Annotated in this window: 27 protein-coding genes, 1 tRNA gene and 1 pseudogene; 16 read left to right on the top strand and 13 right to left on the bottom strand. The window is 55.1% G+C overall.

Features of this window, described 5'->3' with window-relative positions:
- The first annotated feature begins 35 nt into the window (after positions 1-35).
- Entirely contained in the window at positions 36-713 is a 678-nt protein-coding gene (locus DFR30_RS06870; RefSeq protein WP_132971954.1) for a polyamine aminopropyltransferase, read from the top strand.
- A 91-nt stretch (positions 714-804) separates the two neighbouring features.
- Here DFR30_RS06870 and DFR30_RS06875 read toward each other — a convergent pair whose 3' ends face one another.
- From DFR30_RS06875 to DFR30_RS06890, 4 genes are all read right to left on the bottom strand, one after another.
- Positions 805-1,449: a peroxiredoxin gene (locus DFR30_RS06875; RefSeq protein ID WP_132971955.1), complete on the bottom strand. Its 645-nt coding sequence runs from the start codon at positions 1,447-1,449 to the stop codon at positions 805-807.
- A gap of 153 nt (positions 1,450-1,602) precedes the next feature.
- Positions 1,603-2,682 carry a hypothetical protein gene (locus tag DFR30_RS06880; RefSeq protein WP_132971956.1) on the bottom strand — a complete coding sequence of 360 codons (1,080 nt, stop codon included), beginning with the start codon at positions 2,680-2,682 and terminating at the stop codon, positions 1,603-1,605.
- 199 nt (positions 2,683-2,881) lie between these two features.
- Positions 2,882-3,685 (bottom strand): YiiX/YebB-like N1pC/P60 family cysteine hydrolase, encoded by an 804-nt coding sequence (locus tag DFR30_RS06885; RefSeq protein ID WP_132971957.1) that lies wholly within the window; start codon positions 3,683-3,685, stop codon positions 2,882-2,884.
- A 22-nt stretch (positions 3,686-3,707) separates the two neighbouring features.
- Positions 3,708-4,664 (bottom strand): hydrogen peroxide-inducible genes activator, encoded by a 957-nt coding sequence (locus DFR30_RS06890; protein ID WP_132971958.1) that lies wholly within the window; start codon positions 4,662-4,664, stop codon positions 3,708-3,710.
- A gap of 108 nt (positions 4,665-4,772) precedes the next feature.
- On the opposite strand from DFR30_RS06890, the gene DFR30_RS06895 reads away from it, so the two are divergent.
- The 5 genes from DFR30_RS06895 to aroG all read left to right on the top strand — a co-directional run bounded on the left by DFR30_RS06895 (position 4,773) and on the right by aroG (position 9,512).
- Positions 4,773-5,879, top strand: coding sequence for a cytochrome-c peroxidase (locus DFR30_RS06895; RefSeq protein WP_132971959.1), 1,107 nt, complete (start codon positions 4,773-4,775; stop codon positions 5,877-5,879).
- Positions 5,880-5,889: 10 nt separating this feature from the next.
- The gene (locus tag DFR30_RS06900) at positions 5,890-6,963 is read left to right on the top strand and encodes a metallophosphoesterase family protein (protein WP_132971960.1); all 1,074 of its coding nucleotides are present in this window, start codon (positions 5,890-5,892) and stop codon (positions 6,961-6,963) included.
- Positions 6,964-6,974: 11 nt separating this feature from the next.
- Positions 6,975-7,391, top strand: coding sequence for a hypothetical protein (locus DFR30_RS06905; RefSeq protein WP_207891834.1), 417 nt, complete (start codon positions 6,975-6,977; stop codon positions 7,389-7,391).
- Positions 7,392-7,574: 183 nt separating this feature from the next.
- The gene (locus DFR30_RS06910; protein ID WP_132971961.1) at positions 7,575-8,303 is read left to right on the top strand and encodes an FkbM family methyltransferase; all 729 of its coding nucleotides are present in this window, start codon (positions 7,575-7,577) and stop codon (positions 8,301-8,303) included.
- 135 nt (positions 8,304-8,438) lie between these two features.
- Complete coding sequence (gene aroG, locus DFR30_RS06915; protein WP_132971962.1) at positions 8,439-9,512, top strand: 3-deoxy-7-phosphoheptulonate synthase AroG; 1,074 nt, start codon at positions 8,439-8,441, stop codon at positions 9,510-9,512.
- Between the two features lie 182 nt (positions 9,513-9,694).
- On the opposite strand, the gene galE is transcribed toward aroG, so the two are convergent.
- Both galE and DFR30_RS06925 read right to left on the bottom strand, forming a co-directional pair.
- Positions 9,695-10,678, bottom strand: a complete 984-nt coding sequence (gene galE, locus DFR30_RS06920; protein WP_132971963.1) for a UDP-glucose 4-epimerase GalE — start codon at positions 10,676-10,678, stop codon at positions 9,695-9,697.
- Between the two features lie 62 nt (positions 10,679-10,740).
- Complete coding sequence (locus DFR30_RS06925; RefSeq protein WP_243640693.1) at positions 10,741-12,270, bottom strand: FMN-binding glutamate synthase family protein; 1,530 nt, start codon at positions 12,268-12,270, stop codon at positions 10,741-10,743.
- A gap of 122 nt (positions 12,271-12,392) precedes the next feature.
- Between DFR30_RS06925 and dusA the strand changes: the two genes are divergently transcribed.
- Complete coding sequence (dusA, locus tag DFR30_RS06930; RefSeq protein ID WP_132971964.1) at positions 12,393-13,379, top strand: tRNA dihydrouridine(20/20a) synthase DusA; 987 nt, start codon at positions 12,393-12,395, stop codon at positions 13,377-13,379.
- Here the strand turns inward: dusA and trxC are convergent, their stop codons facing one another.
- The 4 genes from trxC to DFR30_RS06950 all read right to left on the bottom strand — a co-directional run bounded on the left by trxC (position 13,380) and on the right by DFR30_RS06950 (position 17,504).
- Positions 13,380-13,817: a thioredoxin TrxC gene (gene trxC / locus DFR30_RS06935; protein WP_132971965.1), complete on the bottom strand. Its 438-nt coding sequence runs from the start codon at positions 13,815-13,817 to the stop codon at positions 13,380-13,382.
- A gap of 68 nt (positions 13,818-13,885) precedes the next feature.
- Positions 13,886-16,576 carry an aminopeptidase N gene (pepN, locus tag DFR30_RS06940; protein WP_132971966.1) on the bottom strand — a complete coding sequence of 897 codons (2,691 nt, stop codon included), beginning with the start codon at positions 16,574-16,576 and terminating at the stop codon, positions 13,886-13,888.
- Positions 16,577-16,672: 96 nt separating this feature from the next.
- On the bottom strand, positions 16,673-17,326 hold the full coding sequence (locus DFR30_RS06945; protein ID WP_132971967.1) for a peroxiredoxin-like family protein: 654 nt from the start codon (positions 17,324-17,326) through the stop codon (positions 16,673-16,675).
- Between the two features lie 16 nt (positions 17,327-17,342).
- Positions 17,343-17,504: a TetR/AcrR family transcriptional regulator gene (locus DFR30_RS06950; RefSeq protein WP_132971968.1), complete on the bottom strand. Its 162-nt coding sequence runs from the start codon at positions 17,502-17,504 to the stop codon at positions 17,343-17,345.
- A 180-nt stretch (positions 17,505-17,684) separates the two neighbouring features.
- Between DFR30_RS06950 and DFR30_RS14660 the strand changes: the two are divergent.
- The 4 genes and pseudogenes from DFR30_RS14660 to DFR30_RS06965 all read left to right on the top strand — a co-directional run.
- A pseudogene (locus tag DFR30_RS14660) lies at positions 17,685-17,888 on the top strand (autoinducer binding domain-containing protein); the annotation flags it as partial.
- A gap of 6 nt (positions 17,889-17,894) precedes the next feature.
- Positions 17,895-18,071 carry a LuxR C-terminal-related transcriptional regulator gene (locus tag DFR30_RS14665; RefSeq protein ID WP_279386916.1) on the top strand — a complete coding sequence of 59 codons (177 nt, stop codon included), beginning with the start codon at positions 17,895-17,897 and terminating at the stop codon, positions 18,069-18,071.
- Positions 18,072-18,209: 138 nt separating this feature from the next.
- The gene (locus tag DFR30_RS06960) at positions 18,210-18,659 is read left to right on the top strand and encodes an acyl-homoserine-lactone synthase (RefSeq protein WP_132971970.1); all 450 of its coding nucleotides are present in this window, start codon (positions 18,210-18,212) and stop codon (positions 18,657-18,659) included.
- 15 nt (positions 18,660-18,674) lie between these two features.
- Positions 18,675-19,988: a GGDEF domain-containing phosphodiesterase gene (locus DFR30_RS06965; RefSeq protein ID WP_132971971.1), complete on the top strand. Its 1,314-nt coding sequence runs from the start codon at positions 18,675-18,677 to the stop codon at positions 19,986-19,988.
- Between the two features lie 4 nt (positions 19,989-19,992).
- On the opposite strand, the gene DFR30_RS06970 is transcribed toward DFR30_RS06965, so the two are convergent.
- The 3 genes from DFR30_RS06970 to DFR30_RS06980 all read right to left on the bottom strand — a co-directional run bounded on the left by DFR30_RS06970 (position 19,993) and on the right by DFR30_RS06980 (position 22,068).
- The gene (locus tag DFR30_RS06970; protein ID WP_132971972.1) at positions 19,993-21,006 is read right to left on the bottom strand and encodes a glycosyl transferase family protein; all 1,014 of its coding nucleotides are present in this window, start codon (positions 21,004-21,006) and stop codon (positions 19,993-19,995) included.
- Positions 21,007-21,118: 112 nt separating this feature from the next.
- Positions 21,119-21,307, bottom strand: a complete 189-nt coding sequence (locus tag DFR30_RS06975) for a hypothetical protein (RefSeq protein WP_207891835.1) — start codon at positions 21,305-21,307, stop codon at positions 21,119-21,121.
- A gap of 89 nt (positions 21,308-21,396) precedes the next feature.
- Entirely contained in the window at positions 21,397-22,068 is a 672-nt protein-coding gene (locus DFR30_RS06980) for a Bax inhibitor-1/YccA family protein (RefSeq protein WP_132971973.1), read from the bottom strand.
- A gap of 148 nt (positions 22,069-22,216) precedes the next feature.
- Here DFR30_RS06980 and DFR30_RS06985 point away from each other — a divergent pair.
- From DFR30_RS06985 to DFR30_RS07005, 5 genes are all read left to right on the top strand, one after another.
- Positions 22,217-22,306, top strand: a tRNA-Ser gene (locus tag DFR30_RS06985).
- 232 nt (positions 22,307-22,538) lie between these two features.
- On the top strand, positions 22,539-23,195 hold the full coding sequence (uvrY, locus tag DFR30_RS06990; protein ID WP_132971974.1) for a UvrY/SirA/GacA family response regulator transcription factor: 657 nt from the start codon (positions 22,539-22,541) through the stop codon (positions 23,193-23,195).
- Positions 23,196-23,297: 102 nt separating this feature from the next.
- On the top strand, positions 23,298-23,984 hold the full coding sequence (locus DFR30_RS06995; protein ID WP_132971975.1) for a LuxR C-terminal-related transcriptional regulator: 687 nt from the start codon (positions 23,298-23,300) through the stop codon (positions 23,982-23,984).
- Between the two features lie 98 nt (positions 23,985-24,082).
- On the top strand, positions 24,083-25,525 hold the full coding sequence (locus tag DFR30_RS07000) for a thioredoxin-like domain-containing protein (protein ID WP_132971976.1): 1,443 nt from the start codon (positions 24,083-24,085) through the stop codon (positions 25,523-25,525).
- Positions 25,512-26,153 carry a uracil-DNA glycosylase gene (locus tag DFR30_RS07005; protein WP_243640694.1) on the top strand — a complete coding sequence of 214 codons (642 nt, stop codon included), beginning with the start codon at positions 25,512-25,514 and terminating at the stop codon, positions 26,151-26,153. The genes DFR30_RS07000 and DFR30_RS07005 overlap by 14 nt, the downstream gene beginning before the upstream one ends.
- Positions 26,154-26,156 lie beyond the last annotated feature (3 nt).

The following is a 26,156-nucleotide window of genomic DNA, read 5'->3' on the forward strand; positions in this document are numbered from 1 at the left end:
CGAATCATGAACAAACTGATGGGGTATCCAGGATCATGACACCCTGGGTTTTACTCGATCGTGCACCGGTGCCCGGTGATGGCGGCGAGTTGTGCCTGTACCGGCGCGGCGATGAATTCTCCATAAAAATCGCAGGTGGCGGTGAGTTGATGAACAGTCGCGTTCATGGTTCTGAAGACGCGCTGGCGGAGCAAACCTGTGCCAGGCTGGCGGAGTGTGAAAGCCCCCGGTTGCTCATCGGGGGCCTGGGCATGGGGTTTACGCTGGCGGCGGCGCTTCGGCATTTCAAGAGCCGGGTACAGGTTGTGGTGGCAGAGCTGGTTCCGGCCGTGGTGGTGTGGAACAAGGGGCCACTTGGTGAGTGTGCCGGTCACCCGCTGGAAGATCCACGCGTGGCTGTGCGTGAAGTGGACGTCGCCCGTATTCTCGGGGGTGCTCAGTCGTCATTTGAGGCCATTTTGCTGGACGTGGACAACGGTCCCGAGGGACTGACGCGTAAGGAAAACGACTGGCTATACGGAATGAGTGGGTTGAACGCAGCCTATGCCGCACTGACGCCAGGCGGGGTGCTGGCGGTATGGTCGGCCGGGCCGAATCGGGACTTTCAGCAGCGCTTGCGGAAAGTGGGCTTTGACGTGGAAGAAGTGCGTGTATATGCACACGGGTCGAAGGGCGCGCGGCACACCCTCTGGTTTGCCCGGCGTACGGCTTGAGTTTAAAGACTCCGCGCGGTATTCAGCCTGTAGAAGCGGCCACCTGCATCAACAGGTAGCCGCTTTTTTTCAGGCAGACCGGTTTCGTCGGTTATAAAGCCTTCTTGCAGAAGTACCAGTCCACACATTCGTGGCCCTCGGCAAGCCTCGCTTCGGCAGCGTCGGCCGTTGCCGGAGGCGGGACGATAACCTTGTCACCTGGCTGCCAGCCTTCCGGTGTAGCCACGCCGTTGGCGTCCGATGTCTGCAGTGCTGTGACCAGGCGAATGAATTCGTCAATGGAACGACCGTTGGTCATGGGATAGTAGACCATTGCACGTAACACACCCTTGTCATCGATAATAAAGGTGGCACGCACGGCAGAAGTGTCGGCCGCGCCGGGATGGATCATTCCGTAGGTCTTTGCCACTTTCATATCGAGGTCGGCGATGATCGGGAACGGAATGTCTACATCGAATTTCTCCTTGATATTGCGTACCCAGGCAAGATGCGAGTAGTGGCTGTCGATAGACAGGCCCAGCAATTCGGTGTTGATCTTCCGGAACTCGCCATGACGCTTCGCGAAGGCCATGAACTCGGTGGTGCACACAGGAGTAAAGTCCGCCGGGTGTGAAAACAGCACCAGCCACTTGCCCTTGTAGTCGGACAGCGTTTTCTGTCCATGGGTGGTGAGGGCATTAAAATCCGGTGCCGGTTCGTTGAGGCGCGGCATATGCATTTCAGTTGCTTCAGTCATGGTTGTCTCTCCTTCAGAGTGTTCGTCCTGCCGGCCAACGACTGGCCCGGCTTGACTGGAATATTAGGAGAGGCTTATAGATAAGTCGAATTAATTATAAATATTTAAATGATAGCCAATGGCTATTAGTCTGGGAGACACATTGCGCGGGGATCAGTCTTTTTGACCAAATCGTTCAGTGCGCAACATCCGGTGGGTGACGCGGCGGGTTTCAATGGCCTGCTTGCGAAGCTTGCGGCCAAGTTCCTTCAGCTCCATTGTATCTATTTCACCTTCATCGAGGCGCTTGAGCATCAGGCTGGCATCAACGGCGATATCGACAAGGCCATCCGAGACACGATCGACCATGGGGTTGTTGATGTGAAGTGGAGGTGTAGCCGGGGGTTCATCGATAGCAGGTTGTACGATAGGTTGCCGGGTAAGTTGTGTAGCAGAAACTTCAGCTTCAGCGGGAATGTCGACAGGCACTTCCCGTCGTTCCGCCGGCGAGTCGTTAAAGTTCATCGTGAGCTGGTAATGATTGGTATCACTCGAGGTCTGTCTGGTTCCTGGTTCCGTTGCGGGTCGCCAGCATAATCCGGCGCTGGCGAGAAACAGCAGAAAACCCAAAGGCGCCAGGTAAGCGGTATGCACCAGTCCGGCATAGACCAGAGAGTCATATGCCGTGGTACCGAATAGCAACAGCAGTCCGGCCAGGGGTATGGCAGGAACAGACTTGCCGTGAGTCCTGAACTGCCTTGCACACAGGTACATTGCATATACCAGTGTGCCCAGCATAGCGATTTCGACCAAATGCCAGATCGGGTTGGCAGCAGTTGTGAATGCAATCGATGGTTGCCCGGAAGCAAGTACAGCACGTGTTTCTGTAACCTGCCTGAACAACAGGCTGTAGGGGGACGCGATGTTAATCAACAGTAATGCGCCCCACGCAAAGCTGACCAGTGCCGGAAGTACGCTTGCCCGTTGTTTAAGAATTAAAATGATGAACCACGGCAGGGTAGCAAACAGTAACAGACCCAGGGACACGGAGAGTTTACTGTATAAAGACAACTCTTCGGCGGAATGAACGAGGCTGCGGCTGGTATCCGACAGTGCGAATCCGGCCAGTAGCAGAAACAATACGGCGTGCAGAACGTGAGGATACCCGCCAGGGTTTTTAGCGCCCTGGTAAAGGTGGTGCATACCTCCATAGAGTGCAGCACCGCATGTCATAAAAAGAACAGGTTCAATCATAAGCTTCCGGGCCTTTCAGCCTCTTTGTACGGTGAGGATACTGCAAACAGGCTTTGCGGGCTAATGCCTTGCGACGCCGGGCCTGAAATCAGCGCGGGCACTGCTGCTAAGCCGTTGAGGCGGCGCAATATTCTGTTTCCGGGTGGCTTTCGGGCGTTGCGAAAAAAATGGCCGTACGCGGCTCAGTAATGTTTTTAAACTACGAGTGATCAGTCTCAGGATTAAGCGGTTTATGGACCGGCCTCTCTTCTGCCCACAGCAGGGTTTTATAATCAAAGCTTTTTACGATAGTCGGTTTGACGATTTCAAAATAAGGGGAGACATCGAAATCCCTGGGTGTATACAAGCTGTGGTGCCTGATGTGAAGGTATTCCCTTGTGTAATAGCTTCCTCTCAGGCCCGCTACTTTCCTGACTTTTATTTTTGGCAAAATCGGGTAGCCAATCAGTTGGTAAGCCTGTGCAATCAGCGTGGAACAGATAGCGCGGGTAGGATCACCACTGCCGAGAGCCAGTAAACGCCTGCGCCAACGGACCGGTACGGGGGGATTGGGTAGCAGGTAACGCACCAGATCTATCACGTTTTTCAGGTCGTACTTTGCGCCAATGCTGTTGATTGCAAAGTGCACCACTTTTTCGAGGTCTTTCGGGTCCAGGTTCACCGGGCGACAAATGCGGGTATTGAACCCGGCATACCTGGACAGGGGTACGGCAACGACTCCACTGGTCAGGTCAGCTTCGACCAGGGTGGCCGGCTCGGAGCCATCTTGAGGTGTAGGCAGTGCATCACCTACATAGAGTGCGGCATGTGACCAGGTGGACTGGGTGACGTACTTGATGGCGGCACTGATTCTCAGATTGCCTTCTACCAGCAGAATGTCGCCTTTTTGCAGGCAGTTCTGCAACGCTTCCGGGTGAATGGCGGAAAATGGCTCATAGTTTTTTGACGGTTGCTTAAGGTATCGTGCCAGTAGTCCGCCCAGTTTTTCACCTAACCAGTTCATGTGATACCTCTTGTGCCTTTTGTCAGCCGGCGGCGCTCGTTTTCCGTGTCTTGCGCAATCGGGGGCGTATGCAGCTCAGCTGTGAAGCTGCAATGGCCTCTTTTACGACGTCAATTACCCGGGGGCGAGGGAATGTTGCCCGCCAGGCCAGCGCCACAACGCGGCTGGGCGCCGGCTTGGTAAAGCGGCGGATCGCCAGCAAGCGTTGTGAGTAGCGATCTGCGCCAGCCGCAGTGCACGGCAGTACCGTCAGACCCATGCCAGAAGCGACCATATGGCGGATGGTTTCCAGCGAGCTGCCTTCTGCCGTGTATACGGGATTGCCCTCGCCGATGGCCCGGGGTGCACAGGCGGGGCAGGCTTCAATGACCTGGTCCCGAAAACAGTGGCCGGCGCCGAGCATCAGAATCGTTTCACCTTCCAGGTTCCCGGAGCGCAGGGTGTTCCGTGCTGTCAACGGGTGTGAGGCAGGCAGAAGAATAACAAAGGGCTCTTCGTACAGTGGCAGGGTGAGAATGTTCGGTTCATCGAAAGGTAACGAGATGACGATGACGTCCAGGTCACCCTGCTTGAGTTTTTCCGCCAGCACCGCCGTGTAGTTTTCCTCCACGATAAGCGGCATTTCAGGTGCACGCTCGGACAGGTTCGGGATAAGGTCAGGAAACAGGTAGGGTCCAATGGTGAAAATAGCACCAATCCGTAGCGGGCCTGCCAACTGGTCACCTTCACTGCGGGCCACCTGGCGGACTGACTCAACAGCTTCCAGTGCCTGTTGCGCCTTTTCAACGACGCGTTCACCCGCAGGCGTAATCCGGACCTCATGACTGGCTCGCTCGAATAGCGCGATGCCAAGCTCTTTTTCAAGCTTCTTTACCGCTATGCTGAGCGTTGGCTGGCTGACAAAGCACGAAGCTGCCGCGCGCCCGAAATGCCGCTCCCGGGCAAGTGCGATCACATAACGCAGTTCGGAAAGGTTCATATCTCGGTTCCATTGATAGGCGTTGGCTATTACACCACTTGCTAAATCCAATTGGCAACCTCTTTAGACCGGGTCTAGACTTGCCTTCAAGTCAAAGGAGGGCTTGAGATGATAAAGAAACTTGCCATTGTGCTGGTATTCGGCAGTGTGGTGGGCGGCGCGTTAGCTGCACCACTGGGTCTGCCGCCTGTACCCGTCCCTGAGAGTAATCCACAGACACCGGAAAAAATCGCACTGGGCGACAAGTTGTTCCACGACGCCCGTTTCAGTGCCGATGGAAAAGTCAGTTGCGCCACCTGTCATTCACAGGCGAAGGCTTTTACCGACAACTTGCCGGTATCGAAAGGATTCAATGGAATGACCGGTACCCGTAATGCGCCAACCGTCATCAACTCGGCCTACATGAAGACACTGTTCTGGGACGGTCGCGAACCGGACCTGGAAGGCCAGTCAAAACAGCCACCGATCAACCCGGTCGAGGGTGGTCTTCCGGATCATGGGCCGATCCTGGCTGTGATCCGCAAGGACAGTGATTATGTAGAGGCGTTTAAAGACGTCTTCGGTGTCGATGCCTCCACCATCAACATGGATCATGTCGCAAAGGCCATTGCCAGTTTTGAGCGCACGGTTGTGGCCGGCGATTCACCTTTTGATCGTTATTATTTTGCCGGTGACGAGAAAGCCATGACCCCGGAGCAGACCCGTGGGCTGGCTGTTTTTACCGGCAAGGGACGTTGTGTGTCCTGCCACAGAATCGAACAGACGCAGGCGCTGTTTATGGATAACCGTTTTCATAACATCGGTGTCGGGTTCAAGAAGATTCGTGGCAAGGAAGCGCTGACGGCCGAGCAGTTCCTGCATGACAAGCGCAAGGGTGCGGATGTCGATGTGACTGTGCTGACAAGGCAGAACATGTCTGAGCTGGGTCGCTTTGCAGTGACGGAGAATATCACCGAGGTTGGTGCTTTCAAGACGCCGACCCTGCGCAACATTGACAAGACCGGCCCCTACATGCACGACGGCAGTCTGGAAACACTGGCCGATGTGGTGGATTTCTATAACAACGGTGGACGGGTCAAGGAAACTGACCCGGTATCCGCTTTTCTGAGTGGCGGTATCCGCCCGCTCGACCTGAGTGACGACGAAAAAAGTGATCTCGTCGAATTTATGAAAGCGCTGACCAGTCCTGACCTGGACCGCTTCACCAAACGTTGAGGAGAACGTCATGAGCAACAACAGTCGTCGTAAGTTTTTAAAGCAGAGTGGCGCACTGCTGGCCGCCAGTACGCTTCCACTCACCATGGTGGAACTGGCGTTCGGCAAGGGCAGCGAGGACACGTTCACGTTCGCCTATATTTCTGATTCACACATTACCCAGATCAAGGGCAACAAATTTGTGCGCAACTGGGACCGTGGCCTGACTCGTGCGGTCGCGGAAGCGAACCTGCTGGACCCGCGCCCTGACTTCGTGTTTTACGGTGGTGACATTGCCCAGCTGGGCAAGCCGGAAGAAATCGATCATGGTCTGGAAATTCTCGGTGCCCTGCGTGGGAAAACACACTACGTTATGGGTGAGCACGATTACTACGTTGACCTCGGTGACTACTGGCGCAAACAACTGGGGCCGGACCATTACAGCTTCGACCACAAGGGCGTCCATTTTGTGGTGCTGAACAGTATTCTTACCCATGAAAGCTGGATGCATCAGAAATGGGATTCCGGTATGGATCGTATGAAGCAGATGGCAAGACTGGATAACCCGAACGGCCAGCCTTTCATGGTCGGTGATGCGCAGCGCGACTGGCTGAAAAAAGACCTGGACAAGGTCAGCAAGGACACGCCGGTAGTGGTGTTCTCGCACTCGCCGCTTCAGAAGATCTACAAGGGCTGGAACTTCTGGACCGACGATGCCGAACAGGTGCAGGCACTGCTCAAGCCGTTCGACAAGGTGACCGTGCTGTATGGACACGTTCACCAGATACAGACCAACCAGATCGGCAATATCAGCTTCCATTCAGCCATGGCAACAGCATGGCCCTGGCCCTATCCGGCCACCTACCGGCAGAAGGCCAGCTACATGCCCAGGCTGACGGTCGATATGAACCGGGCCGACCCGTTCTTTGAGCGCGATGCAACCGGCTGGCAGTTTATCGATGTCCACAGCGGGCGGGCGGATGTGAATTATATTCTGCCGGACAATACCAACCGCAAGGTCGTATTTGACGAGAAGGCCGGGCACCCGGTAGACACGAAGTACCAGGAACCGGACAAGCGTATTCCCCCGCAGAAACACTTTTGAAGGAGCAGGTGATGATGAACAGAAAAATCAATCGTGCCCTGGCGGCGATTACGTCCCTGTTGGTACTGGCACTGGCTTCACCCGCACAGGCGGATGAATTTACCAAAGAAGACCTTGCACGCTGGCAGCAGGAGTATATGACGGTAGTGAACAAGGGCGAGAAACTGTTTCACGGCGGTCTGCCCAGTGTGAACACCGTGTCCTGTGACCAGTGTCATCCCAATGCCAGCAACACTCACCCGGAGACCTACCCGAAATTTCAGCAACAGCTGGGTCGCGTGGCGGAACTGTGGGAGATGATTAACTGGTGTATCCAGAACCCGCTGGAAAGTGAACCACTGGCCGCGGATGACCCGCGTATGATCGCCCTGCAGGCGTATATTGCCGAGGAGCGCAGAGGAGCGGCCCTGGAACCGGGAAAACACTAGCAAGCGTCTGAAACTCCGTCATTGCGAGCGCAGCGCGGCAATCTTTCTGGCCTGGTGCCAGATTTTGGGAGATTGCCGCGCTGCGCTCGCAATGACAGTGAGTGCTTTCTCCGGTGGAGCTGTTCAGAGCAGTCGACTATGATGCGCCGGGTGAATTAACTCACCCGGCACCTGGTCCTGTTCATGAACCTGTTTGACAAGCTGCATATGCAACTCCGGTTTCGCCGTTATCGCCGGCGCAAGGAAGCCGAAGAAATCCGCTTCATGCAGTCACTTCCCCTCAGCGGACAGACCGTCATCGACATCGGCGCCAACAAGGGCGTGTACAGTTACTGGATGTCGCGCGCAGTGGGTCCGGAAGGACGGGTTATCGCCTTCGAGCCCCAGCCTGAACTTGAAAAGCATCTGCAGGATGTCATGGCCGGTTTTTCCCTGTCCAATGTCGAACTGGTCACTCGTGCCCTGTCTGCGCAGCCGGGCGATACCCCGCTGTATCGTCGCAGTGCTGGTGCGGGGGATGCCTCGTTCGAGGCCATGCCGGATACTGAAGCTATCAGCGTGCCTTGCACAACACTGGATGTTTTTGCCGCTGAATCCGGCCTGGGAAAGGTGGCATACATCAAGTGCGATGTGGAAGGGCATGAGCTGGCCGTGATGCAGGGGGCCGAACAGTTGCTGAAAAGCACTTCTCCGGTTTTACAGGTGGAATGTCATCACCGCGAGGCTGGACAGGGCAAGTTGTTCGATTTTCTGTCCGGCCTGGGCTATGAAGGCTTTTTCCTGCACGACGGACGTCGAATAGCGTGTCGGGAGTTCAACCGCTACCCCTGCCGCAAGGTGACGACGGATCACCGAAATTACCTGTTTGTCCGCACGGTCCCCCGGACGACAGAAACAAACCCGGGTGGGTAGTGTATAATGCTGCGCTTTATTGCTGTCATGGGCCAAACCCCATGCAGTTCAGGGCGTTAGGGAAGCCCTGATTGATTCGTCATTGCGGCGCAGGCCGGAATCCAGACCCATAGACTGAATACTGATATTTTGATCATGCCTTACCAGACCGACGATCTGAGAATTGTTGAAATGCGCGAAGTGGTTCCCTATGCGGAGCTGCATGCCGAATTCCCGGTGACGGAAGCGGCTTCACATACCACCCACGAGACCCGCCAGGCCATTCACCGCATTCTTCACGGTGAGGACGACAGGGTGCTGGTTATCGTTGGCCCCTGTTCCATTCATGATCCTGCTGCAGCGCTGGAATACGGCGACCGTCTGAAGGCCGTGCGTGAAAGGCTTTCCGATGACTTGCTGATTGTCATGCGCGTGTACTTCGAAAAGCCGCGTACCACGGTTGGCTGGAAGGGTTTGATCAATGATCCGGATCTTGATGGAAGTTTCAATATCAACAAGGGTCTGAGGCTGGCGCGTAAGCTTTTGCTGGAACTCAACGACAACGGGATTCCTGCTGCAACGGAATACCTTGACCTCATGTCGCCGCAATATGTTTCTGACCTGATCAGCTGGGGCGCGATCGGTGCGCGTACCACGGAAAGTCAGGTACATCGCGAACTGGCATCGGGATTGTCCTGTGCCGTGGGTTTCAAGAACGGAACCGATGGTTCGATGAGCATTGCGATTGATGCGATTCGTTCTGCTTCACAACCGCACAACTTCCTGGCGTTGACAAAACAGGGTCGCTCGGCGATTTTCTCGACCTCCGGAAATGAAGACTGCCATATTATTTTACGTGGTGGTCTTGAGCCAAACTATGACGCTGCGGCTGTTGCTGCTGCGTCGGAGCAGCTTGAAAAAGCCGGGTTGCCCACGCGACTGATGGTTGATTTCAGCCATGGAAACAGCTGTAAACAGTTTAAGCGCCAGTTGACCGTAGGTGATGACGTGGCAGGGCAGATTGCTTCCGGTGATAGCCGTATCGTCGGTGCCATGATCGAAAGTCACCTCAAGGAAGGCCGCCAGAACAGTGAGCCGGGTGGTGAACTGGAATACGGCAAGAGCATTACCGATGCCTGTATCAGCTGGGAAGATACGGTGCCGTTGCTGGAAAAACTGGCCGATGCCGTGCGCCACCGACGTGAACAGAAGGTGCTGGCCTCGGCCTGATATCTTCTAAGGAACCTCTGAATAATCCGTCATACCGGCGCAGGCCGGTATCCATCTCATTGAAACCACTGGATTCTGGCATACGCCAGAATGACGGAAATTAATTAATCAGAGGTTCCCTAATATGGGCACCGGTACCGGATCGAGTCCGGCAGGCTCTGTGCCGGTGTGATGAGAAGGTTTTACCCCGCCAGCTTGCGTTCCCACTCCAGTGACGTTTTGACGATAAAATCGAGATCGTCATGACGTGGCGTCCAGCCCAGCACTTCACGCGCCCGATCGGCCTTTGCGATCAGCGCAGGCGGGTCTCCGGCACGTCGTGCTTCTTCGATGACCTTGATCGAGGTTCCGTTGACACGGTTCACCGAATCGATCACTTCCTTGACACTGTAGCCGTGACCGTAGCCGCAGTTGAGCGTAACGGACGCTCCACCACCGGCCAGGTAGTCCACCGCCTTGATGTGTGCATCGGCAAGGTCATCAACATGAATGTAATCCCGCACCCCGGTACCATCCGGTGTCGGGTAATCCGTGCCGAACACATACAGCTGTTCACGCTTGCCGACAGCAACTTCTGCTGCCACCTTGATGAGCAGCGTCGCTTTCTCGGTGGACTGACCGATACGGCCTTCCGGGTCGGAGCCGGCCACATTGAAGTAACGCAAAATCACATGGCGCATGTCAGTGGCTTTGCCGAGGTCGCGCAACATCATCTCGCTCATCAGCTTTGACGTGCCGTACGGGTTGATGGGCGACAGAGGGCTGTCCTCGGTACACATCGAGTCCTCGGGAATACCATAGACCGCAGCCGTCGACGAAAAGATAAAATGTTTTACACCGGCTTCAGAGCAGCATTCCAGCAGGTTGCGGGTACAGCAGGTATTGTTGCCATAGTACTTGAGCGGCTTTTCGACAGATTCAGGAACGATGGTATGTGCTGCAAAGTGCAGGACAGTATCGACGTTGTGATCCGCGAGCACCTTGCTGACCAGTGCCTTGTCCCCTGTATCGCCCTCAACCAGTTCCGCACCGATCACCGCATCGCGAAAACCGGTAGAAAGATTATCCAGTACGACAACGGGCCGCCCGGCCCCGGTCAACATACGCACAACATGGCTGCCAATATAGCCAGCCCCCCCTGTTACAAGAATTTTACTTTCCGACACGGCTTCGATCCTTTCTGTTTATGTTCCGGTGCCGCACATCATAGCGTTATTTTGTACCGGATTCATGGGGTGCCGCCCTGGCGTTTGAGCATGGCGCGCATGGCGTGGTCGGAATACATGTCGTCCAGCGACAGGGACTGGCCACTTTCGGTCACAATACGTGCATGGAAACGTTTGAGTTCGCGTGGCTCGCGTACCCCGCATGAGTGTGAAATGACACCGATTTCATACACCATATTTTTCACATAATTGGTGACACGCGTTGCCTTTATTTTCGGCACCAGGCCCTTTTGCAGCCGCCGGTCATGGGTGGTGATACCGGTCGGACAGGTATTCTTGTTGCAATGCAGCGCCTGGATACAACCCAGGGCAAACATGAAACCGCGGGCCGAAACCACGAAATCGGCACCGACACACAGTGCCCAGGCGACTTCTGCCGGTGTTACCAGCTTGCCGGAGGCGATGACCTTGACGCGGTCTTTCAGGCCGTGTTCGGTAAGCTTGTCGGTGACCAGAGGCAGGCTTTCCTGGATGGGCAGACCCATGTAATCCATCAGGCTCATGGGGGCGGCGCCAGTGCCACCATCGGAACTGTCGACGGTAATGAAGTCAGGTGCGGCCTGCTGGCCGCGCTTGTTGACCTCAAGAAACAGTTCATCCAGCCAGCCATAGGCGCCGATCACCGCCTTGAAGCCAACCGGTTTGCCGGTCACTGTGCGGATGTGTTCAATCATATTCAGCAGGTCGGCAACAGAGTTGATATCCGGGTGCCGGTTGGGGCTGATCGAATCCTCGCCAACAGGTATGCCACGTATCTTTGCAATTTCTTCTGTCACCTTGGCGCCGGGCAGTATGCCGCCTTTGCCGGGTTTGGCGCCCTGGCTGAGTTTTATCTCGAACATTTTTACCTGTTCGTGGGCTGCAACTTCGCGTAACTTGTCATCGCTGAGATTGCCGTGTTCATCGCGTACGCCATATTTCGCCGTGCCGATCTGGAACACGATATCGGCACCACCTTCCAGGTGGTATGGCGACAGACCGCCTTCGCCGGTATTCATCCAGCAATCACTTTTTGCAGCACCGGCAGACAATGCCTGCACGGCAGGTTTTGAAAGCGCGCCGTAGCTCATGCCGGAAATATTGAACAAGGAATCGGTGACATAAGGGTTTTCACATTCAGGTCCGATCGTGATGTCACGGGGTTTGGCGGCATCGGTGCCGAGCGTCGGAAACGGACAGTTGACGAACAGAACGGTACCCGGCGGTGACAGGGTGCGCGTGGAGCCAAATGCCGTGGTGTTGTCGAGATCCTTTGCCGCGCGATAGACCCAGGAGCGGTCGGCACGATTGAAGGGCATCTCCTCGCGATCCATGGCAAAGAAATACTGGCGGAAAAATTTGCCCAGTTCCTCGAAGAAATAGCGGAAGTGCGCAATGACAGGGTAGTTGCGCCGGATCGCCTGCTTGGTCTGGGTGATGTCTATGATGAAGACGATGACAATCGTGATGACTACCAGCCCCACCAGGATGACGAAAAATGATGCCAGGAACTCCAGTGAGCGGAACATAAACCCTGTGTCTGGTATGGTCATTACCTGTATTCTCCCTGTTTTGATAGTACCTGGGTCGGTGCCCGTCTCTTTAACGGCAAGTTACTGCAACAGTGTAGTCTAAGCACTTCGGAAATCTGGACATTTTCACTACAATAGGCGCCATGAAACCAGACCCACGTTCAGTCTCGGTTGCACCCATGCTGGACTGGACAGACCAGCATTGCCGCTATTTTTTACGCCTGCTGGCGCCGTCGGCGCGTCTGTTTACCGAGATGATCACCACTGGCGCGCTGACGCACGGTGATCGTGAGCGCTTTCTGCGACACCATCCGGCGGAGCAGCCCGTTGCTGTTCAGCTTGGAGGCAGCGACCCGCAGGCATTGGCACTGTGCGCGGAATGGTCAGAGCGGGCGGGCTTTAATGAAGTGAATCTGAATGCAGGGTGTCCGAGTGACCGGGTTCAGTCCGGACGTTTTGGCGCCTGCCTGATGCTGGAACCGGCTACCGTGGCAGCTTCGGTTGCGGCCATGCGCGAGACCGTGGATATCCCGGTCACGGTCAAGTGCCGGCTGGGCGTGGATGAGCAGGACAGTTATGCCATCCTGCATGATTTTACCGCCAGACTGGCTGAAGCAGGTGTGTCGCGCCTGTACGTTCACGCACGCAAGGCGTGGCTGAAAGGTCTGAGCCCCAAACAGAATCGTGAAGTCCCGCCGCTTGATTATTCACGCGTGTACCGCCTCAAGCAGGACTTCCCCGGACTCGAGATTCATATCAACGGCGGTGTGAAAACCCTGGAAGAGGTTGTCACTCACCTGCAAAACGTTGACGGTGTGATGATCGGCCGGGAGGCCTACCACAACCCGTGGTTTCTGGCCCGGCTCGAGATGAGGTTGTCGGGAGTTTCACAAATGCCAACACGACACGCCGTAGTGTACCGGTTGCTGCCCTATATAGAACAACAGCTGGCAGAAGGCGTTCGTTTGCACGCCATCACCCGCCATATCCTGGGGCTGTTCCAGGGTTGCCCTGGCGCACGCGCCTGGCGACGCACCCTGAGTGAACAGGTGCATCAGCCAGACGCCGGTATCGAGATCATCGGGCAGGCGCTGAACTGCCTGCCTCCCGAGGATGAATGCGCCGGGTGACTAGCGGAGTTGTGACTGAATCCACTGGTTGAGCGAGCGAGCATCCATGGCGCCGGCCTGGCGCGTGACTTCTCGTCCGTTTTTAAATACGGCGAGTGTCGGGATGCTGCGTATACCGTATTTTGCCGCCGTACCTTGTGCCTGTTCGGTATTGAGTTTGGCAAGCCGTACGCGCGGTTCAAGCTGTCTGGCTGCCGACTCGAAATGTGGCGCCATCATCTTGCACGGGCCACACCAGGGTGCCCAGAAATCCACCACCACGGGCAGGTCGTTGTTGCTGATATGACGGGCAAAATTACCATCATTCAGTTCAACCGGATGTCCGGTAAACAACGGTTTTTTGCACTTGCCACAAGTCGGTTTGTGATCGATCCGGTCTGCGGGAATGCGGTTGATGGCATCGCAGTGTGGACAGACCAGGTGAATAGGTTGTGTCACGGGCAGTCGCTCCCTGTCTGAATACGGTTGTTACACAGATGGGGACAAATGTCGTGGATTCAAGGTCATCAGGTAATTTTAGGGCTAGCGTCCAGGCTTTTCGAGACGATTTCGAATACATCCCTCGAGAGCGGTTCGTGTGACAGGATACGTTCCAGCTGCTGTGTCATGTGATGCTGGCGGGTGGGGTCATAGCGTTTCCAGCGACTCAGTGCGCTGACCAGGCGGGCCGCGATTTGCGGGTTCATGCTGTCCAGCTCAAGTACGCGATCGGCGAGGAACCGGTAACCGCGTCCGTCGGCCGCGTGGAACCGTACCGGGTTACCCTGGCAGAAGCGTCCGATCAGGGCGCGTACCTTGTTGGGGTTCTTCAGAGTAAAGGCCGGGTGTTCCAGTAATGCAGTAACTCGCTGCAGTGTCTCGGGCAGGCGTGATCCGGCCTGGATGGCAAACCATTTTTCCACCACCTGCGGATCATCTTTCCATTGCGTATAGAAGTCTTCGAGTGCTTTCTCGCGCTCGGGAAAATCGTGTTGTGCCAGTGTGCTGAGAGCAGCCAGTGTGTCAGTCATATTACTGGATTGTTCAAATTGCTGTACACACAGCTCACGGGCCTGTTGTTTTTCTGTTTCCATCATCCATGACAGGCACAGGTTTTTCAGTGAGCGTTGCGCCATATCGTTTGCATCAAAGCGGTAGGGCGCATCGCTTTGCAATGCCTGGTAACGCCTGGCGAAATCGTCATAGAGTTGTTCGGCAAGCGTTTTTCTGAAGTACATGCGTGCAGCATGGATGGCATCGACATCGACCGATTCGGATTGATCGGCAAGGTAAGCTTCCGATGGCAGGCTCAGCGCCTGGACGATCAGGGCCATGTCCAGTCGCGGGTCGTTGAGTGTCGCCCGGAACGCTTCGATCACAGTTGCGTCGATGTCCAGCGTTTGTTGTTTTTGTGAAGCATCAACCAGTTTCAGCAGGACATTGACAGCAAGCGTCTGTCCGGCATCCCAGCGGTTGAAGGGATCGCTGTCATTGGCAAGCAGGAAGGCGAGGGTCTGCTCATCACGGTGAATGGCCAGTCGTACCGGTGCGGTGAATCCGCGCAGCAGGGATGGCGTGGGCCGTTCAGCGACACCCGTGAAGGTGAAGCGCTGTTCCTGATCGAACAATTCGAGCAGCATTTCGTGCTGTGGAGCCATGCTGTCGGAGGTGCCTTCAAGCTGCAGGGGCAGGGGGCTGCCATCGCCAGACAGCAGCGCGGTCAGCAGTGGGATATGGAACGGTTTTTTATCCGCTTGCCCGGGTGTAGCAGGACAGTGCTGGCGCAGTGTCAGCTGATAGCGTTGCTGTTGCGGATCATAGTGGTCTTCCACATCTATAACCGGGGTGCCAGCCTGGCTGTACCAGCGTTTGAAACGGGTCAGGTCGATGCCGCTGGCATCCTCCATCGCAGCGACAAAATCATCGGTTGTTACAGCCTGGCCATCATGGCGTTCAAAATACAGGTCACAGCCCTGGCGGAATGTTTCTGCGCCGAGTAGCGTACGTATCATACGCACCACTTCTGCGCCCTTGTTATAGACTGTGACGGTGTAGAAGTTGCTGATCTCGATATAGCTGTCGGGCCGTACCGGATGCGCCATCGGACTGGCGTCCTGGGCGAACTGGTGTGCACGCAAAATATTGACGTCATTGATACGCTTGACCGGGTGCGAGTTCAGGTCGGCACTGAACTCCTGGTCACGGTAGACGGTAAAGCCTTCCTTGAGACTCAACTGGAACCAGTCACGACAGGTGACCCGGTTACCCGACCAGTTGTGGAAGTATTCATGGCCGATAATACTCTGGATATTGTAGTAGTCGGCATCGGTGGCAGTTTCCGGGCTGGCCAGTACGCAGGATGAGTTGAAGATATTCAGGCCCTTGTTCTCCATTGCACCCATGTTGAAGTCGTTGACCGCGACGATCATGAAAATATCCAGATCATATTCACGGCCGAATGTCTCTTCGTCCCAGCGCATGGCCTGTTTGATCGAGTCCATGGCGTGCTCGCATTTGTGACGGTTTTCGTGCTCGACATAAATGCGGATGTCTACCTTGCGGCCAGAGCGGGTGGTGAAATCTCCCTCAATGCAGGCGAGGTCGCCGGCTACCAGGGCAAACAGGTAACTGGGCTTGGGAAACGGGTCTTCCCAGGTTGCCCAGTGACGGCCATCGTCGAGTTCGCCCCGCTTTATCGGGTTGCCGTTGGATAACAGTACGGGGTAGTTTGTCTTTTCGGCGACCAGGGTGGTGGTATAGCGTGCCATGACATCCGGCCGGTCAGGGAACCAGGTAATACGACGGAAGCCTTCTGCCTCACACTGTGTGCAGAACATTCCGCTGGAGACGTACAGGCCTTCCAGTGCTGTATTGCTGTCCGGGTGGATGAGGGTTTCGATTTCGACGACGGCACGTTCAGGCATGCCGGACAGTGTCAGCGTCTCATCGTCGATGACCCAGGTGTTTTTATCACGCTCGATACCATCGACACTGAGTCTGACCAGTTCAACATCTTTTCCGTACAGGTTCAGTTCATGCCCCTGCACTTTACAGGCCGGGTTGCGGCTCACGGTCATGCGGCAATGCACGCGGGTATTCGCCGGGTCCAGTTCAAAGCGCAGTTCAACCGTTTCGACCTGGTAGGCCGGTGGTCGGTAGTCCGTCAGGCGAATGGCGCGGGGTGTTGCAGGAGTACCGTCTTTGGCGAGTTCGGCCATGCTGTTATCCAGGAATGCTGTCAGAAGAGTGCGCCATTGTAGTGACAGAGGCGGGTTACCGCTACAGTCGACTTCTACACGTGCGTGTGCAGCGCGTTACAGGGACCGGAGCGCCTTGATAATCTCGTCAGGCTCCATGCGCGAGGTGTAGTTTTTGTCAATATGGGCAGCGCGCACGGTACGGTCACGATCGATGACATAAGTTGCCGGTACCGGCAACTGCCAGCTTTCATCCAGGTTGGCGGCTGGAAGGTCCAGACCCCATTCCAGATACAGCGGGCGCAGGGTTTCGTGTACGTCCATGATCAGACCATACTCAGCCGCGATCCTGTTATGCATGTCGGATAGCACGTCGAATGTCAGGTCGAGTTTTTGTGCGTGTGTCAGCGAACTGTCCGGTTTTTCCGGTGAGACAGCGATCAGGCGTGCGCCACAGGCCTTTATGTCTTCTACGCGTCGTTGTAATGCATTCAGCTCCAGGTTGCAGAATGGACACCAGGAGCCACGGTAAAAGCTCAGAACCACAGGCCCGTCACTGAGTGCGTCGCTCAGTGTCAGATCTTCATTTGTTACAGAAGGCAGTGTGAAATCCGGCGCTTTGCCGCCCACGTTGACAGCGTTGTCAGCGGTATCTGACGCCATCAGCGATTCAAATGCCTTACCGACGGTTTCCTGTTGGGCGGCCGGCAGATTTGCAACAAAGGCCTCCAGGGCCTCACGGGTTTGATCAGACAGACTTTGCTGGCTCATTCGTCATCTCTCCATGTTAGCTGGCTAACTTGATTTTGAAATAGTAGTAGACATTCCCGAGGGGTACGCGCGCATCGTTGGCAATATCCGCGAGGGTGTTCTGCTTGAAGCCTTGCTGAAGAATAAGTTTGTCGGCTGCACTGATCAGGCGTTCGCGCTTGTCACTGATTCCTGCCATATAATAACCACAATTCTCTTATTATGTAGTATCACTATGATCTTTCAAGAGTATATTGAAAAAATACGCGCTGCATTCAGGTTCCATAGCCTGAACTGTAAGTAATATACTGTTCGTATATACTTTCGTCTACCTCGCGCGCAGGAAGCGCGATAAAGTAACAATAACCGATATTGTGCGCACAATGTCACACCCTACCGCTGGGATGGTGAAAGTCTGTTGCGCAGTGACAAGGCCGAAGTCAGGCGTTTTATGAGTGAAGCCCGTGACTTTGGTATTAACAGCGGTGTCAGTTTTCCACTGCATACCGCGCAGGGCGATTTCGCCATGCTGAGTTTCGCGAGCGAAAGCCTGCAGGCTTTGCCTGAGCCACGCCTGCAAAAGGAGTGCATGCTGTGGGTAACAGAGGGAAAAACAGCCTGGGAAACGTCACAGATTCTCAGTATTTCAGAACGCACAGTAACCTTTCACCTGCAGAATGTTCAGCACAAGCTGGGTGTCAATAACCGTCAGCAGGCGGTTGCCCGTGCTGTTGCGCTGGGTATTATCGAACCCCAGTTCGGCTAATACGCGGCAAACCTGCCAATGCCATAGCTTTACCCGCGCTGCCTGCACGGCAGTAACCGTAACCTGTTAAATCTGACAGTTACTACCCACCTCTCAAAACGATTAACTGACTCCCGTATTACACAGGGAGGATGGCTCATGTGCAAAATTCTGCTCGGTGGTGGCGATACCCCACATTTTGGTCAGAGTGTGCTGCTGGATATGTTCGCATTCCGGCATGAAGTGCTTTATCGACGTTTAGGCTGGGACGTACAAACACGTTACCAGCTTGAATATGATGAATTCGACGATAGGGATCCTGTTTACATGCTGGCCGAGGATGACTGGCTACTGGTCAATGCAAGGTCATTTGACGGGGACGAAACGGATTTGATCCAGTCTCTGCGCACAGCGGGATTTTTTATTCCTGGCAGAACAACTGCATTACGCCAGTCATGTGGTGTTGAATGGCTGGCGGACGGCCGTTTGCAGATGCACTGCTGCAGGCAGGCTTCCCTGCGGGAGCCGTGCGCCAGTTCACGGTTTGACGTACCGGAGGATGATAGCTTCGTGTTCGAATATCAGGCACCGGTAAAGCGTGCAAAATAAAGCGGGCAGGGTTATTTGAATATACGCGAAGCATCATTCTGGAAGGACATTGAACCCCTGTTCTCGGAACACCTTGTCGGGACAAGGTACTGTGACTACCGCATTCTTATGGATCGCTGTGAACAGGGTCTGAGGCGGGCACAACGTTCCGGTGCGGGGGTGATGCTGTTTGTAATCCGGTTCAGACACAAGGATAACCAGGCCGGGCAACATCATGACAGCATTCTGGAGTTGGCCTGTCAGCGCGTCTGCAGTTGTCTGAGGGCCTGCGATTCGGTGTGCAGACTTGATGACGGCAGGCTCGCAATTCTTTCCGAGGATGTGACTGAACCCGGCCTTGCCGCGCTCATGGTGGAAAAATTCCAGGCGGCACTTTCGCCGTCACTGTGCATCGCCCAATCCCGTTTCGAGTTGACCTTGTGTGTGGGGATCGCAGTACACCCGCAGGACCGGGGAGATGCCACGCAATTGTGGCGACTGGCGGAGTTACGCGCCAGGCAGGCTTTTGATAATGGCATGGATGCGGTAACGGCACCCGGCATTGTTGCCGGTGCCAGCGAAATGGAGTACTACAAATTAATCAGGGAGTTGCATCAGGCCTACAGGAATGGCGAATTTGTCGTTGTGTATCAGCCTGTGTTTAACATGGAGAGCCGAACACTGGTGGGCATGGAAGCCTTGTTGCGCTGGGAGCGGGATGAGCAACATGTGCTGTATCCGGCAGAGTTTCTCGATCTGCTCGAAGACAGTGGACTTATCGTGCCAATTGGCGAAAGCCTGTTGCATGATACCTGTAAGTTTGGTACCAGGCTGATGAAAGCAGGCCATCACGGTGTGCGTGTCTGCGTCAATGTATCAGGACGACAACTGGAAGATGGAGGCTTTGTGCTGTCCGTTCTGGATGCTGTCTATGATGCGGATCTGCCCCCGGTCCTGTTGCAGCTTGAATTTTCCGAACAGGTTTTAAAAGAACACGTCAGTTCGCTTTCACGTCTGTTGCCGGAACTCCGGAATGCAGGCGTCAGTATTGCCATTGACCATTTCGGCGTAACGGCGTTGTCGCTGGCAGACCTGGTACGCTTGCCGGTGTCACTGATCAAAATGGACCAGTCGCTGGTCGGTGGTGTGATGGATGACGCGGTTGCCCAGGCAATTATGTCGGGCTCACTGGCGTTCGCCCGGGGTGCCGGTATAGAGGTTGCTGCCGTTGGTGTGGAGGCCGACGAGCAACTTGGCGCACTGGACAGTATGGGCTTCAAGGAAGCCCAGGGCAGCGTATTTGTCTGCCCGTCATCCGCCAGTGGTTTGCTGGATACGTTTAGCGACTGAAGAATCAGGCTGCCAGGGTTTTGTCCCGGGCGCGGTTTTCCCACAAGGCATGCGCAAGTTCCAGCGCTTCGTCGGCAGTTTCGGCCTTGCCCATCAGCTGGAGAGCAATGGCTGCAGTACTGATGACGGCGGCCTCACCGTACTCATCCTCAATTTCACCGCGCCACAGCCCCGCCAGCTGTTGTACGTCGAGGTTATCTGCCTTGACGTGGCGTTGTTTAAACAACGCCGGCCATTCCTCTTCAACTAACCGGCCGTGTTGAACGCGCTGGACAAGGCAGGGGATGTCGGGGTTACGTTCAATCTCACCACCTTCACCCTTGATGACCGCTACGTTGGCTTCACCCAGAAGCTGGGCAGCTTCCTGGTGCACCGGTCGGTAACCCGGGTGAAAAATACCCTGCATGACATTTGGTGCATGGAAGGGATTAATGCTGCGTGCAATGGTGTGTACCGGTGAACGCAGGCCCATCAGCGGGCGCAGTTCGATAATCTCGTGCATTTTCGGACACAGGAATTCAATGTCCAGGTAGGCAAAGTTTTCCTGCTTCATCCGGCTGCAGGCTTCGGCGATGGACGTGCAGGGCGTTATACCCAGTGCGGCAAGCACGTCGCGGGTATAGATTCGGCCATTGGTGTGTCCGCTGGCGCCGTGCATAAAGACAGTGGTGCCGTTTTGCGCCAGCAGCAGGGTGGACAGAATGAACCAGGGCAGGTGACGGCGCTTGCCGGCATACGATGACCAGTCAAGGTCAACCTGTGGCGCATCTTCGGGGATCTCGATGCAATCGCGGGTTGCCCGAACGAAGCCTGAAACTTCTTCGGGTGTTTCCTCTTTCATCCGCATGAGCATAAGGAAGGCGCCCATCTGTACGGGTTCGACCTCATCCCGAAGGATCATGCACATGGCCTTCCAGGCTTCTTCCTCGGTGAGTGGGCGCGCACCGTTTTTGCCCTTGCCGATAATGCGAATGTATTCGGCAAAGGGGTGCTCTTCGTAGGATGTCATCTCAACCATGGTTTTGTCCCGCCACTAAAATCACATAGAAAATTTAAGGAAAACAACTTGATATAAAAGAGAGGATACCCCTGAAACAATCTTTCAGGAAGTACCGGCAGTAAAATCCAGCTTATCCACGAACCATTAAAATCAGGAAAATCACAAAACCCACGACTGCCGCGATCGGCAGCAGTGCCGCTTTCCAGTCATCCGCCGATCCTTTCGGGCCGTGCTTCATCATGTGCTTTGCCGCAGGCCACAGTTTCACGATCATGATGACCAGGAAAATCGCCAGCAGAATTTTTGACCACATCGGCATTTTCAGGCTCCCGACAAAAACAGGCCATACCCTGGGGTATGGCCTGCGACATGATGGTTCTACAAATTAGTCCGGCTTACAGCAGCAGATCAGTCGCGACCCGAAAATGCTGACAACAGGTGCAACAGGGCGACGAACAGGTTGTACAGGTTCAGGTACAGTCCTACGGTCGCACGGATGTAGTTGGTTTCGCCACCATTGACGATACGGCTGGTATCAAACAGGATCAGGCCACTCATCAACATTACAATGGCCGCAGAGATGGTCAGCTGCAGTACCGGTATGGCCAGGAAGATATTGGCGACAGCGGCGATCAGCACCACGATCAGACCGGCAAACAGGAAGCCGCCCATGAAGCTGAAATCCCGCTTGCTGGTTAGCGCGTAACCAGATAGACCCAGAAATACAAGACCGGTTCCGCCCAGTGCCGTGCCGACAATGCGTGCACCGCCGGGAATGGCGAACTGGTAACTGAGTAATGGCCCAAGCCCGAAACCGAGCAAGCCGGTAATGGCGAAAACGACAAAGATACCTGCCGTGGAATTTTCAGTACGAGGCAATACCAGCCAGATCAGCGCCAGGGCGCCCAGCGAAGCAAACATCGACATGCCGGGTGAGACTGTCATGGTCATAGACAGGCCAGCCATCAACGCACTGAACAGCAGCGTCATGGAGAGTAATATGTAGGTATTTTTCAGTACCTTGTTGGTCGAAAGGGCAGAGCCTTGCGACCGGATTACTGTGCTATCGAGTCGATTCATTTCCCGTCTTTTCCTCTTTTAACGAAATATTGAGATTCATTATACCTCACTTGCAGGCTTTGAGGGACACATGGGGGCTAAGTTCCCGATTTTCAAGACAGGACTTCCCGAAACCCCGGTAAATCGTATATCCTTGCGCCCGCTGCACGGAGAGGTGACTGAGCGGTTGAAAGTACCGGTCTTGAAAACCGGCGAGGGTTTACGCCCTCCGAGGGTTCGAATCCCTCCCTCTCCGCCATTTTCGCCGGCTCGACCTTCCCCTTAAGCCCTGTAAATAACAGGGTTATATGCGCTTGTAAGCAACCAGTCTTCCCTGTTCCCGGTTCGATGCCGATGGCTGGACGCTCAAATGCGGTATCGGCATAATCCAGCCAGTCCGTAATAATTATCGGGCATCAGCAATTTGCCGTTCAAGGAATGGACGGTATCTTCCGTATAACAATGCAGCACAACCACAAGGAACGAGGTTTATGGTATCTGAAATTCGAATTTTACTGGTCGATCACCAGTCACTGGTTCGCAGCGGTATACAGCGACTGCTCGAGGATGATCCACAGTTTAGCGTTGTTGGTGAGGCCTCCACGGGGGAGGAGGCGGTAGAACTTGCGCGTAGTGTAAAACCGGATGTTGTTTTAATGGATGTACAGATTCCTGGCATTGGCGGAATGGAAGCCACACGTCGGATTTGCCGCGTCTGCCCCGACACCGGTGTGGTGGTGGTTACCGTCGATGTCAGTGACCCTTTCCCTGCACAGCTGCTTGAAGCGGGAGCGTCAGGCTACCTGACCAAACACTGCGATGTCGATGAAATCACCGATGCGATTCGCGCGGTCGCGCGCGGAGAGCGCTATATCAGCGCAGACATTGCCCGCGAAATGGCCTTGTCCATGTTACCCGGCAAGGAACAATCACCGTTTGACCGGCTGTCACAACGGGAGATGCAGGTCATGCTGATGGTGGCGCAAGGGCAGAGCGTGCACCACATATCAGACCTGTTGTGCCTGAGCCCGAAAACCGTCAGTACCTACCGCTACCGCCTGTACGACAAGCTGGGTGTCGATAATGATGTCGAGCTGACGCATATGGCCATCCGTCACGGTATTGTGACCTGCGCGGCGCCGACCTGAAGGAAAGCATCGCCTGATTTGTAAGAAAATGGCGTATTTTTCTTAAGGAGCGACCCTGCCAGTCGTTAAACCACAACAGGTTCATAAAAAGGTTGTGGTGCGATGGCAGTGTTGCGCCCTTTTACAAGGGCAGAAGACAATCCGGTGGATGTGTTGCTGGTCGACTCGCGTCGGCTCGTGCGACAGAGTATCCAGCGCCTGTTGTCGGACTCCGACTTCCTTGCTGTAACGGGCGAAGCCTCCAGTTGTGACGAGGCCATTCGACTGGCACGTACCTGCCAACCACATATTGTTATTCTGAACCTGCAGGGCGCGAGTGTTGATGTGCTGGATGGCGCGCGCAAGCTGGGCCGCCAGTTCCCCGAGATCCGTGTGCTGGTACTGGCCGAGGAGACGGATATCATTATCCAGGAGCGCCTGCTACAGGCCGGAGTGGCAGGTTGTATCAGCAGCAGTTGTTCACTGGAAGAGCTGATCTCGGCCATTGATACTATATTGGCCGGTGAGCGATACCTGAGTGATGCGCTTGCGCAAAAGCTGGCGGAACGTCGTTTACCCGATCAGTCGGGGTCACCGTTTGATTCACTGACGCACCGCGAAATGCAGATTCTGCTACTGGTTGTCGAGGGCAAGAATACACGCAGCATCGCACGGGCACTTTGCCTGACCCAGAAGACCGTAAATGGTTACCGTCACCGTCTGCTGGGAAAACTGGGTGCTGACACGGAAGTGGCATTGACGCACCTGGCGATACGGGAAGGGCTGATTCGCGTCACTCAAATCGGTTAGAATTTCCAAAAACCTGAAACAGTTCCGTGATTTGCCGTTTTTCGGTGGTACTATCCTTGCATGGATGAAGCTAAACAATCTTCAGGACGGGGAAAACTATGAGCGAGCCGACACGTATCCGTGCACCGGAATTGCCCGACAATCTGGACTGGTTCAATACCGACGAACCACTGACGCTTGCCAGTCAGCGGGGCAAGGTGGTGTTGCTCGATTTCTGGACCTACTGTTGCATCAACTGCATGCACGTGCTGCCTGACCTGCTCTACCTGGAAAACAAATACCCGGACAGCCTGACCGTCATCGGCATGCATTCACCGAAGTTCGAGAACGAGCATGTTGGTGAGCAGGTACAGAAAGCCATCAACCGTCATCACATACGACATCCTGTGGCCAACGACCCGCGTTTCCAGATGTGGCGTGCCTATGGCATAAAGGCCTGGCCGTCGATTATTTTTATCGATCCGGAAGGTTACGTGGTGGGCATTCTCCGGGGTGAGGGACGTCGTCAGCAACTCGATGAGTTGATCCGCAAGCACCTGGATGCGGCAGAAGAGAAGGGCATACTGGCTACTTCACCCATGCCATCCGCGGTGCAGCCCGAGCCGGACACCATGCTCCAGTTCCCGGGCAAGGTGCTGGCAACGCGTAACAACCTTTATATTGCCGACAGCGGGCGGAATCGTATTCTTGAAACCTATCATGACGGCAAGGTGCGGCGCATTTTCGGTAGCGGAACGCCCGGCATGCTGGACGGTAAGGAAACCGCGGCCATGTTCAGCAACCCGCAGGGCATGACGCTGGTGGGTGACTTCCTTTACATAGCCGATACCGATAACCATGCGATTCGGCGCATTCACCTGAAATCCGGTGATGTCATGACGCTGGCCGGGGACGGCAAGCAGGGGCGCTATGTCGCTGACAGTTTCCGTGAGCCACTCGATGCACAACTCAATTCTCCCTGGGACCTGACTTATTACGAGAGTACCCTGTATATCGCCATGGCCGGGCAGCACCAGATCTGGCGCATGAACCTGAATCACCTGGCGATCGAACGCTTTGCCGGTTCCGGTCGAGAGGATATTGTCGATGGCCCGGTTGAATCAGCCTGTTTTGCACAGCCATCCGGCATAACCGCACTGGAGAACACACTTTATATTGCTGACTCCGAAACCTCTGCAATACGTGTCCTGCATATCGATCAGGGTACAGTCAGTACACTGGTCGGGAAGGGCTTGTTCGATTTTGGTGATCGTGATGGCGTGGGTCGGGAAGCGCGTTTGCAGCACCCTGTCGGTATAACCGTTGACCCCGAGCGCAATGCGTTATGGGTGGCAGACACCTTTAATTCCAAAATCAAGCGTATCGATCTGCAGACCAATGAAGTCAGCAAGTTCAAATTCGGTGTTCCGCTGGATGAGCCCGGTGGCATGAGCCTGTTCCGGGACAAGTTGTTTATCGCCAATACCAATGCCCACCAGATTGTCATGCTGGACCTGAGTACACGCATGGCCGAGGTGGTGAATGTGCGTGAAAGTGACTGACGCCGCATTTGACCAGGATTGCCGGCGCTGTGATCGGCTGAGTGGTTTTTTGCAGGAAGTCTCGGAGCAGTACCCGGACTATTTTGCACGCCCGGTGCCACCGTTTGGTGATCCCCATGCTCAATTGCTGATCGTAGGGCTGGCCCCCGGTATGCACGGTGCCAATCGAACCGGTCGGCCATTTACCGGCGATCACGCCGGGATACTCCTGTATCGAACATTGTATGAGTGTGGTTTCAGCAACCAGCCGGAATCAGTCTCTGCAGATGACGCGCTGGAACTGAAAAACTGTCGCATCACCAACGCGGTGAAATGTCTTCCGCCACAGAACAAGCCGACAACGCAGGAAATCAGGCAGTGCAATGATTTCCTTCATACGGAATTGACCGCGATGCCCCCCGGCAGCGTTGTGCTGGCACTGGGCAAGATTGCCCACGATGCTGTTCTGCGCAGTCTCGGGCTGACCTTGTCAAAGCATCGTTTCGCACATGCGGCCGAACACGACCTTGATCCTTTTGTATTACTGGACTCCTACCATTGCAGCCGTTACAACACCCAGACACGGCGACTCACCGATGACATGTTTCGTGCGGTTTTCCAGCGGGTGAAGACATTGCTGGAAAACTGAACC

Origin of the sequence: Thiogranum longum, assembly GCF_004339085.1 — a bacterium.
GTDB classification, from domain to species: domain Bacteria; phylum Pseudomonadota; class Gammaproteobacteria; order DSM-19610; family DSM-19610; genus Thiogranum; species Thiogranum longum.

Coding starts and splice junctions, on each gene's coding strand:
- DFR30_RS06970 (WP_132971972.1), bottom strand. CDS start 21,006: ATGGTTGAGATGACATCCTACGAAGAGCACCCCTTTGCCGAATACATT.
- aroG (WP_132971962.1), top strand. CDS start 8,439: ATGCCTTACCAGACCGACGATCTGAGAATTGTTGAAATGCGCGAAGTG.
- DFR30_RS06945 (WP_132971967.1), bottom strand. CDS start 17,326: ATGAGCCAGCAAAGTCTGTCTGATCAAACCCGTGAGGCCCTGGAGGCC.
- DFR30_RS06975 (WP_207891835.1), bottom strand. CDS start 21,307: ATGCCGATGTGGTCAAAAATTCTGCTGGCGATTTTCCTGGTCATCATG.
- DFR30_RS06880 (WP_132971956.1), bottom strand. CDS start 2,682: ATGATTGAACCTGTTCTTTTTATGACATGCGGTGCTGCACTCTATGGA.
- DFR30_RS06960 (WP_132971970.1), top strand. CDS start 18,210: ATGTGCAAAATTCTGCTCGGTGGTGGCGATACCCCACATTTTGGTCAG.
- DFR30_RS14665 (WP_279386916.1), top strand. CDS start 17,895: ATGCTGTGGGTAACAGAGGGAAAAACAGCCTGGGAAACGTCACAGATT.
- DFR30_RS06995 (WP_132971975.1), top strand. CDS start 23,298: ATGGCAGTGTTGCGCCCTTTTACAAGGGCAGAAGACAATCCGGTGGAT.
- pepN (WP_132971966.1), bottom strand. CDS start 16,576: ATGGCCGAACTCGCCAAAGACGGTACTCCTGCAACACCCCGCGCCATT.
- DFR30_RS06870 (WP_132971954.1), top strand. CDS start 36: ATGACACCCTGGGTTTTACTCGATCGTGCACCGGTGCCCGGTGATGGC.
- DFR30_RS06925 (WP_243640693.1), bottom strand. CDS start 12,270: ATGACCATACCAGACACAGGGTTTATGTTCCGCTCACTGGAGTTCCTG.
- DFR30_RS06980 (WP_132971973.1), bottom strand. CDS start 22,068: ATGAATCGACTCGATAGCACAGTAATCCGGTCGCAAGGCTCTGCCCTT.
- DFR30_RS06875 (WP_132971955.1), bottom strand. CDS start 1,449: ATGACTGAAGCAACTGAAATGCATATGCCGCGCCTCAACGAACCGGCA.
- DFR30_RS06890 (WP_132971958.1), bottom strand. CDS start 4,664: ATGAACCTTTCCGAACTGCGTTATGTGATCGCACTTGCCCGGGAGCGG.
- DFR30_RS06905 (WP_207891834.1), top strand. CDS start 6,975: ATGATGAACAGAAAAATCAATCGTGCCCTGGCGGCGATTACGTCCCTG.
- uvrY (WP_132971974.1), top strand. CDS start 22,539: ATGGTATCTGAAATTCGAATTTTACTGGTCGATCACCAGTCACTGGTT.
- dusA (WP_132971964.1), top strand. CDS start 12,393: ATGAAACCAGACCCACGTTCAGTCTCGGTTGCACCCATGCTGGACTGG.
- DFR30_RS06910 (WP_132971961.1), top strand. CDS start 7,575: ATGAACCTGTTTGACAAGCTGCATATGCAACTCCGGTTTCGCCGTTAT.
- DFR30_RS06900 (WP_132971960.1), top strand. CDS start 5,890: ATGAGCAACAACAGTCGTCGTAAGTTTTTAAAGCAGAGTGGCGCACTG.
- DFR30_RS06885 (WP_132971957.1), bottom strand. CDS start 3,685: ATGAACTGGTTAGGTGAAAAACTGGGCGGACTACTGGCACGATACCTT.
- DFR30_RS06895 (WP_132971959.1), top strand. CDS start 4,773: ATGATAAAGAAACTTGCCATTGTGCTGGTATTCGGCAGTGTGGTGGGC.
- DFR30_RS07000 (WP_132971976.1), top strand. CDS start 24,083: ATGAGCGAGCCGACACGTATCCGTGCACCGGAATTGCCCGACAATCTG.
- DFR30_RS06950 (WP_132971968.1), bottom strand. CDS start 17,504: ATGGCAGGAATCAGTGACAAGCGCGAACGCCTGATCAGTGCAGCCGAC.